Source organism: Mesorhizobium sp. M7A.F.Ca.CA.002.05.1.1, from assembly GCF_003998335.1.
In the GTDB taxonomy this organism is placed as follows: domain Bacteria; phylum Pseudomonadota; class Alphaproteobacteria; order Rhizobiales; family Rhizobiaceae; genus Mesorhizobium.
This window is the reverse complement of sequence record NZ_RZQI01000176.1, coordinates 1-8,550: the sequence shown is the minus strand read 5'-3', so window position 1 is coordinate 8,550 and position 8,550 is coordinate 1. Positions and strand designations below refer to the sequence as shown.

Annotated in this window: 8 protein-coding genes; 7 read left to right on the top strand and 1 reads right to left on the bottom strand. The window is 63.9% G+C overall.

All coding sequences use genetic code 11. From position 1 onward, the window contains the following. The 5 genes from EN939_RS11795 to EN939_RS11775 all read left to right on the top strand — a co-directional run. The coding region (locus tag EN939_RS11795; RefSeq protein ID WP_164750956.1) for a DMT family transporter at window positions 1-358 on the top strand (358 nt) is incomplete at its 5' end. Then, window positions 351-554 carry a hypothetical protein gene (locus tag EN939_RS11790; protein WP_127268154.1) on the top strand — a complete coding sequence of 68 codons (204 nt, stop codon included), beginning with the start codon at window positions 351-353 and terminating at the stop codon, window positions 552-554. The genes EN939_RS11795 and EN939_RS11790, both read left to right, overlap by 8 nt. Window positions 555-716: 162 nt before the next feature. Continuing rightward, window positions 717-1,166 (top strand): MucR family transcriptional regulator, encoded by a 450-nt coding sequence (locus tag EN939_RS11785; protein ID WP_127268153.1) that lies wholly within the window; start codon window positions 717-719, stop codon window positions 1,164-1,166. A gap of 124 nt (window positions 1,167-1,290) precedes the next feature. Continuing rightward, window positions 1,291-3,168 (top strand): ABC-F family ATP-binding cassette domain-containing protein, encoded by a 1,878-nt coding sequence (locus EN939_RS11780; RefSeq protein ID WP_127268152.1) that lies wholly within the window; start codon window positions 1,291-1,293, stop codon window positions 3,166-3,168. 157 nt (window positions 3,169-3,325) lie between these two features. Beyond that, on the top strand, window positions 3,326-5,434 hold the full coding sequence (locus EN939_RS11775; RefSeq protein WP_127268151.1) for a molybdopterin-containing oxidoreductase family protein: 2,109 nt from the start codon (window positions 3,326-3,328) through the stop codon (window positions 5,432-5,434). Window positions 5,435-5,500: 66 nt separating this feature from the next. Here the strand turns inward: EN939_RS11775 and EN939_RS11770 are convergent, their stop codons facing one another. Continuing rightward, the gene (locus EN939_RS11770) at window positions 5,501-5,980 is read right to left on the bottom strand and encodes an Lrp/AsnC family transcriptional regulator (RefSeq protein WP_164749052.1); all 480 of its coding nucleotides are present in this window, start codon (window positions 5,978-5,980) and stop codon (window positions 5,501-5,503) included. A 106-nt stretch (window positions 5,981-6,086) separates the two neighbouring features. On the opposite strand from EN939_RS11770, the gene EN939_RS11765 reads away from it, so the two are divergent. Together EN939_RS11765 and EN939_RS11760 are read left to right on the top strand one after the other, a co-directional pair. After that, window positions 6,087-7,295 (top strand): diaminopropionate ammonia-lyase, encoded by a 1,209-nt coding sequence (locus EN939_RS11765; protein WP_127268150.1) that lies wholly within the window; start codon window positions 6,087-6,089, stop codon window positions 7,293-7,295. Further along, entirely contained in the window at window positions 7,292-8,518 is a 1,227-nt protein-coding gene (locus EN939_RS11760; protein ID WP_127268149.1) for a Zn-dependent hydrolase, read from the top strand. Before EN939_RS11765 ends, EN939_RS11760 begins: the two co-directional genes overlap by 4 nt. The last annotated feature ends 32 nt before the right edge of the window (window positions 8,519-8,550 follow it).

Here is an 8,550-nt window from a genome sequence, read left to right as displayed (position 1 = left end):
GGTGGCCACTCCAGCGGATCGCCTGTTGCTGCCATCGTCTTTGATTGGCGTCGCTTTGATGTTTCTGTGGTGCGCTCGCGACGGTTTCACCTGGCCCGTCGGCGCGGACCTGGCCCTCGGCCTTTATCTCGGCGCCGGTCCGATGGGCCTGGGCTACTATTTCTGGTCGCGCGCCTTGAAGCTTGAAGGCAGCGACAGGGTCGCGGTGGTCGCCTATCTCACGCCGATCGCCTCGACCCTGCTTTTGACCTTGTCCGGCGAACGGCTGACGGTGACGGCCATTGTCGGAGCCATCCTCGTCATCGGCAGTTGTGTCGCGGTCGGTGTGGAACGTTCGGAGGTCGAAAACCATGTTTGACGAGAATGAGCGTCTGGCCAATCAGGAAGCGCATTGGCTGATCGACGAATTCGGCGCCGAGGCACCGCTCTACGCCGCGATGAGGGCCGAAAAGGCGATAGAACAAAAGGATTTCGCGCGTTGCGCCCGCTGGAAGCGTATTCTGGAGATATTGGACGAAAGTCCTGCCGCTAAGTCTGCTGGTTCCAAGTATTAGATTTTCTAATTTGCACGGCGTCGATTTCGCATGAATGCTATTTTTGCCGATTCTTCATTCTTTTATGAGACTTGGCGGTCCGTTGGGGGACGCGGTTAAAGAGATACATCGACACAAGTCTTCGCTGGGGTGGAGGATTTTGTCGCAAATAAGGTGAAAGAATTGTCAAATATCGATGATAAGACCGTTATCGAGCTGACGGCCGATATTGTCTCGGCCTATGTAGGCAACAATCCGCTTCCTGCTGCCGGCCTGCCTGAGTTGATTGCCAGCGTCAGTGCTTCGGTTCGCAAGCTCGCTGGTGCAGTTGTCGCGGAAACTCCAAACCTGGTTCCGGCAGTCAATCCGAAGAAGTCGGTGTTTCCCGACTACATCATTTGCCTTGAGGACGGAAAGAAGTTCAAGTCGCTCAAGCGGCATCTGCGGACCGACTACGGCCTGAGCCCGGACGATTATCGGGCCAAATGGGGCTTGCCGCCGGACTATCCGATGGTTGCGCCAAACTACTCGGCGACGCGATCGGCGCTGGCAAAGTCGACGGGACTTGGCCGCAAGCCGGCAGCAGCGCCGGCCGCTGTCGCCAAGGCAACGAAGCGCAAGGCGACTGCCTGAGAGCAGGCAAGCCACTGTTCGGCTGCTTTGACGACGCCCTCGCTGGCGTCGTTTCGAGGCCTTGTGCGGCCAACTGGCCGGCAAGGCCTTGCGAAGCGTTGATGTCCGGTGCAAAAGCGCGGCCATGCTGATCATCAACGACCTATCGCTCCGCATGGCCGGACGCCTGCTTCTCGACCATGCTTCGCTGACCTTGCCGGCCGGCACCAAGGCCGGCCTTGTCGGCCGCAACGGTACCGGCAAGACGACGCTGTTCAAGGCCATCACCGGCGATTTCCCGTCCGAGACAGGCTCGATCAGCCTGCCGAAGAGCACCCGCATCGGCCAGGTGGCGCAGGAAGCGCCGGGCACCGAGGACGCGCTGATCGAGATCGTGCTCAAGGCCGATCTCGAACGCACGGCGCTGCTCGAAGAAGAAAAGACGGCGACCGATCCGCACCGCATCGCCGACATCCATATGCGGCTGGCCGATATCGACGCGCACTCAGCCGAATCCCGCGCCGCCACCATTCTCGCCGGCCTCGGCTTCGACGACGCTGCGCAACGGCGTCCGGCCTCGTCCTTCTCCGGCGGCTGGCGCATGCGCGTGGCGCTTGCTGCGGTGCTGTTTGCCGAGCCCGACCTGCTGCTGCTCGACGAGCCGACCAACTATCTCGATCTCGAAGGCACGCTGTGGCTGGAAAACTACGTTTCGAAATATCCGCACACCGTGCTTTTGATCTCGCACGACCGCGACCTGCTCAACCGCGCCGTCAATTCGATCGTCCACCTCGACCAGAAGAAGCTGACCTTCTGGCGCGGCGGCTACGACCAGTTCGAGCGTCAATATACAGAGCAGAAGGAATTGCAGGAGAAGGGCCGGGTCAAGCAGGAGGCCGCGCGCAAGCACATGGAATCCTTCGTCGAGCGGTTCCGCGCCAAGGCCTCCAAGGCGAGACAGGCGCAGTCGCGCATCAAGGCGCTGGAGAAGATGAAACCGATCGCGGCCCTCGTGAACGATTCGGTGCGGCCGTTCTCCTTCCCCGAGCCGGTGAAGACGGTGGCCTCGCCGATCGTGGCGCTGAACAACGTCAATGTCGGCTACACCGAGGGTCAGCCGATCCTCAAGAAGATGACGCTGCGCATCGACGCCGACGACCGCATCGCGCTGCTCGGCGCCAACGGCAACGGCAAGTCGACCTTCGCCAAATTGCTGTCCGGCCGGCTCAAGCAGGAGAGTGGCACCATGACGGTGGCGCCCGGGTTGAAGGTGGCGATCTTCGCCCAGCACCAGCTCGACGACCTCCGGCCGGACGAAAACGCCTACGAGCATGTCCGCCGGCTGATGCCGGAGGCCCCGGAATCGAAGGTGCGCGGCCGCGTCGCCCAGTTCGGCCTCACGACCGAGAAGATGAACACCGCCGCCAAGGATCTGTCGGGCGGCGAGAAGGCGCGGCTGCTGATGGGGCTGTCGGCCTTCGAGGGGCCAAACCTGTTCATCCTCGACGAACCGACAAACCATCTCGACATCGATAGCCGCGAATCGCTGATCCATGCGCTGAACGAGTTTCCCGGCGCCGTGATCCTGATCTCGCATGATCGCCATCTGCTGGAGGCAACCGCCGACCGCCTGTGGCTGGTCAAGGACGGCGCGGTCAACCCCTATGACGGCGATCTCGAGGACTACAAGACGCTGGTCACCGGCGTCTCCGGCGACCGCCGCGGCAAGCGCGAGGCCGACAAGGCGTCAAAAGCCGACCGCCGCCGCGATGCGGCGGCTCGCCGCGCTGCCTTCGAGCCGCTGGCCAAGGAGATCCGCGCCACCGAAGCGCTGATGGACCGCATTCGCAAGCGCATCGACGGCATTGAGGACGAACTGTCCAATCCGGCGGTCTACGAGAAGGATCCCTCGACGGCGACACGGCTGGCGAAGGAGCGCTCGCAACTGGCCCAGACGCTGGCCGGCCACGAGGAAAAGTGGCTGACCATGTCGGCAGAGTATGAGGAAGGCACGGCGGAGTGATTACCCTCCCCCTTGTGGGGAGGGTCGATCCGCGAAGCGGAGCGGGGTGGGGGTCTGCGCCACACCCCACCCCGGCGTTACACGCCGACCCTCCCCATCAAGGGGAGGGTAAGATCTGGCCCTACACGCCGCGTCCGGAACCGGTTAACCTCGCCCCATGAACCAACACGCCAAGCTTCGCATCGGCCATTCGGCCTGTCCGCATGATTGCCCCTCGACCTGCGCGCTCGAGGTCGAGCTGCTCGACGACAATCGCATCGGCCGCGTCCATGGCGCCAAGTCCAACAGCTACACGGCCGGTGTCGTCTGCGCCAAGGTTGCCCGCTATGCCGACCGCGTCCATCATCCCGACCGTTTGCTGAAGCCGCTGATCCGCGCCGGTTCCAAGGGCGACGGCGCCTGGAAAGAAGCAAGCTGGGAGGCGGCGCTCGACCTCGTCGCCGAAAAATTCATCGCGGCCGAGGAGAAATACGGCTCGGAGACGGTCTGGCCCTATTATTATGCCGGCACGATGGGGCTGGTGCAGCGCGACGGCATCGACCGGCTGCGCCACGCCAAGAAATACTCCGGCTTTTTCGGTTCGATCTGCACCAATCTCGCCTGGACCGGCTGGATGATGGGCGCCGGCGCCTTGCGCGGGCCGGACCCGCGCGAGATGGCGAAATCCGATTGCGTGGTGATCTGGGGCACCAATGTGGTGGTGACGCAGGTCAACGTCATGACGCACGCCATCAAGGCGCGCAAGGAGCGCGGCGCGAAGATCGTCGTCATCGACGTCTATGAGAATGCGACGATGAAGCAGGCCGATCTTGGCCTGGTGTTGAAGCCGGGCACCGATGGCGCGCTGGCCTGCGCGGTCATGCATATGCTGTTCAAGGAAGGCATGGCCGACCGCGCCTATCTCTCGAAATACACTGACGATCCGAGAGGACTGGAAGCGCATCTCAAGACGCGCACGCCGGACTGGGCGGCCGGGATCACCGGCCTGACGGTCGCCGAGATCGAGGCCTTCGCCCGCCTCGTCGGCACGACGAAAAAGACCTATTTCCGCCTCGGCTACGGCTTCGCGCGCCAGCGCAATGGCGCCGTCAACATGCATGCAGCGTCCTGCATCGCGGCTGTCACCGGCAGCTGGCAATATGAGGGCGGCGGCGCCTTCCATTCCAACTCCGGCATCTTCAAGCTCAACCAGGAAGTTCTGGAAGGCACCAGGATGCGCGATCCCTCGATCCGCCATCTCGACCATTCGCGCATCGGCCCGGTGCTGACCGGAGCCAGCGACGCGCTTTATGGCGGCCCGCCCGTGACGGCGATGCTGATCCAGAACACCAACCCGGTAAATGTCGCGCCGGAGCAGCGGCTGGTGAAACAGGGTTTTGTGCGCGACGACCTGTTCTCTTGCGTGCATGAGCAATTCATGACCGACACGGCCAAGCTTGCCGATGTCGTTCTGCCGGCGACGATGTTCCTCGAGCACGACGACGTCTACAAGGGCGGCGGCAACCAGCACATCACGCTCGGCCCCAAGCTGATCGAGCCGCCGGAGGGGCCGCGCACCAACCATTTCGTCATCGAGCAATTGGCTGATCGCCTCGGCGTCGCCGATCGCCCGGGCTTCGGCATGACCGAGCAGCAGCATATCGACATCATCCTGGGCAAGCGCGGGCTGGGTAGTTTCGAAAGCTTGAAGGAAGACAAGTGGGTCGACCTGCAGCCGGACTTCGACACCGCGCATTTCATCAAGGGGTTCGGCCACGCCGACGGAAAATTCCGTTTCCGCGCCGACTGGACCGGGCAGGCGGCCCCCAACCGGCCGCCGAAAAGCATGGGCCTGTTCGGCCCGGTGGCGCTTCTGCCGGAATTTCCCGACCATGTCGACTTGATCGAGGTCGCCGACGAAGCGCATCCGTTCCGGCTGACGACGTCGCCGGCGCGCAATTTTCTCAACTCGACCTTTTCGGAAACGCCGGTGTCGAAGGCCAAGGAGGGCCGCCCGGAACTGCTTCTGCATCCCGACGATGCCGCAGCCCTTGGGTTGGCCGACGGCGATCGCGTCGAGGTCGGCAACACGCGCGGCGAAGTCGTGCTGCATGCAAAGCTGTTTGACGGGATCAAGCGCGGCGTGGTGATCGCCGAAGGCATCTGGCCAAACAGCGCCCATGAGCGCGGCGAAGGCATCAACGTTCTGACCGGCGCCGATGCGCCGGCGCCCTATGGCGGTGCTGCCTTCCACGACAACAAGGTCTGGCTGCGCGCGGCAGGCTGAGGTCGGCGAGAACTCCGCTCGTCTCGCGCCAGATCAGACCGTGCAGGATTTTTCGGCCGCCTGACGCTAGCCGGGTAAGGGCACCGTCAGCCCGACCTTGACCCGGTCCATCGCAACAAAAGTTCGGAACTTGCGGACATTGTTGCTGTCGAAGAACAGTTTTCGCGTCAGCGCCTCATAGGCGGCCATGTCGGCCACGGTGATGACCAGGATGAAATCGGCCTCGCCGGTGACATAGTAGCATTGCTGAACCTCGGGGGTTGCCGAGAATTGCCGCTTGGCCGCGTCGATCAGTTCGGCACGTTCGCTCTCGAGTTCCACCTCGACGAAGATGGTGATCGGCTGGCCGACCGCTGCCGGCTCGACGACCGCGACATTGCCGGCGATGACGCCGGTCTGCTCCATGCGCTTGATGCGGCGCTGCACCGCCGGCGCCGACAGGTTCACCGCCTCGCCGATCAGCCGCTGCGGCGTCGTGTTGTCGCGCTGCAGGATGGCAAGGATGGCGAGATCGAAACTGTCGAGCATGGGTGGCGATACAGGCAATGGAGAGGTCCTCGGCGAAACAAACTTGCATTTGGGAGGCCATATTGCAGCGCCCTTTGCACCGATCCTGCAATATATTCTCGCCGAACGCCAAGGAGGCCCGCCAGTGTTCCTGCTCAACCGCAATACTCTGCATCGCCTGCCACTCGATCCGGCCGATGCCGAAATCCTCGGCATGGCCGGCGCTGACACGGTCGAGCGTTTTCTTTCCCATCGCGACAATCACCTGATGACGCCACTGCATGCGCTTCCGGCGTTTGCCAGCGAGCTCGGAATTAGCGCTATCCATATCAAGGATGAAGGCTTTCGCCTCGGCCTCGGCAGCTTCAAGGCTCTGGGCGGCGCTTATGCCGTCTTCCGCCTGGTGCTGGAGGAGGCAGGCAACCGGCTGGGCCGGCCCGTCGATATGGCCGATCTCAATCGGCCTGATGTACGGGCCGTCACTGCTGCGATGACATTTGCCTGTGCGACCGACGGCAATCATGGCCGCTCCGTTGCGCAAGGCGCGCAACTCGTCGGCGCGCGGGCGGCGATCTTCGTCCACGCCGGCGTCAGCGAGGAGCGCATAGCGGCGATCGCCCGCTATGGTGCCGAGATGATCCGCGTCGACGGCAACTATGATGATTCGGTCAGGCAGGCCGCCCAGGTTTCGGCCGAGAAGGGCTGGACCGTCGTGTCCGACACCTCATGGCCGGGCTATGAACGGATTCCTAGCCTGGTCATGCAGGGCTATACGGCGATCGTGCGCGAAGCGCTGCGTCAGTTCCCTCGGACACCAACCCACGTCTTTGTGCAGGCTGGTGTCGGTGGCATTGCCGCCGCGCTGGCCGGTCATCTCGCCATCGTGCTCGGTGACGCCAGGCCGACCTTCATCGTGGTCGAGCCGGCGCGTGCAGCCTGTGTTTTTGCAGCCGCCCAGGCCGGGCACCCGGTCAAGGTCGCGCATTGCCGGCCGACGGTGATGGCCATGCTTGAATGCTACGAGGTCTCCCCGGTCGCCTGGCGGGTGCTGGCGCGCGCCGCCGATGCCTTCATGACGGTGGATGAGGCTGACGCCATCGCGGTGATGCGGCGGCTGGCCCGGCCGGCCGCCGGCGATCCGGTGATCGTCGCCGGCGAAAGCGGCGGTGTTGGTCTTGCCGGGCTGATCCGGGCGATGGCTGACAACCCGACCGAGCTTGGACTGGACGGCAAATCGCGGGTGCTGGTGATCAACACCGAAGGTGCCACCGACCCGCATCGCTATGCCGAGCTGATCGGCATGAGCCCGGCCGATGTGCTGGAAGGCAAGAGAAAAGCCGAGGCAACGGCATGATCGCCATCGATGCACAGCGCCTGCTTGGCCGTATCCGCGAACTCGGTGCCGTCGGTCGCGACGGCGAGGACAGGCTGATCCGGCTGGCCGCCTCCGACACCGACAAGCAGGGCCGCGATCTCTTCGTCGGCTGGCTGCGGCAGGCCGGACTCGATGTCGCCATCGACCGGGTCGGCAATATTTTCGGCACCTGGCAAAGCCCGGACAACAGGGAGCAGGCGCCGCTGCTCATCGGCTCGCATATCGACACCGTCATCGATGCCGGCATCTATGACGGCTGCTACGGGGTGCTTGCCGGGCTGGAAGTGATCGAGACGCTCAAGGCGACAGGCTTTTCGCCGTCGCGCCCGATCGCGGTCGCCGCTTTCACCAATGAGGAGGGCGTACGCTACACGCCCGACATGATGGGCTCGCTGGTCCACGCCGGCGGCATCGATGCCGAAACGGTGCTGGCGGCCGTCGGCACGGACGGCAGCGTGCTGGGGCAGGAACTCGCCCGCATCGGCTATGCCGGCGACCGGGAGCCCGGCTTCCTCAAGCCGCACGCCTATCTCGAACTGCACATCGAACAGGGGCCGGTGCTGGAACGCGAAGGTTTGCCGATCGGCGCGGTGGAGAATCTGCAGGGCATCTCCTGGCAGCGTATCACCATAGAGGGCGTCGCCAATCATGCCGGCACCACGCCGATGTCGATGCGCAACGATGCCGGCCACGCCGCCGCCCGGACCATCACCTTCCTGCTCGACCGGATCAAAGCCTCGAACGCGCCGACGGTGGCGACCGTGGGTACGATCCGCTTCGAGCCGAATGCCATCAACGTCATTCCCTCGCGCGCCGTCTTCACCATCGATCTGCGCGACCCCGACGAACAGCGCCTGCAGGCGGAGGAGGCGGCGCTTGCCGCCTATCTCGAGCAGCTTGCCACCGATGAGAACGTGACGATCTCGGTCGAGCAACTGGCTCGCTTCGAGCCGGTGATCTTCGACCTTCGCATCGTCGAACGAATCGAGGCGGCCGCGAAACGCCGTGGCCTTGGCGTCAGGCGCATGACGTCCGGCGCCGGCCACGATGCACAGATGCTGGCGCGCATCGCACCGGCGGCCATGATCTTCGTGCCGAGCGCCGATGGCATCAGCCACAGTCCGCGCGAACACACCGAAGATTCCGAGCTTGTTGCCGGGGCCAACATCCTGCTTGATGTGGCCGCGCAACTGGCAAACTAGGTCAGAAGGGGCGGAAAATGTCTGAACTCGAT

Excerpts from the sequence above, each read along its gene's own strand:
- EN939_RS11790 (WP_127268154.1), top strand. The coding sequence starts at position 351 with ATGTTTGACGAGAATGAGCGTCTGGCCAATCAGGAAGCGCATTGGCTG.
- EN939_RS11780 (WP_127268152.1), top strand. The coding sequence starts at position 1,291 with ATGCTGATCATCAACGACCTATCGCTCCGCATGGCCGGACGCCTGCTT.
- EN939_RS11760 (WP_127268149.1), top strand. The coding sequence starts at position 7,292 with ATGATCGCCATCGATGCACAGCGCCTGCTTGGCCGTATCCGCGAACTC.
- EN939_RS11775 (WP_127268151.1), top strand. The coding sequence starts at position 3,326 with ATGAACCAACACGCCAAGCTTCGCATCGGCCATTCGGCCTGTCCGCAT.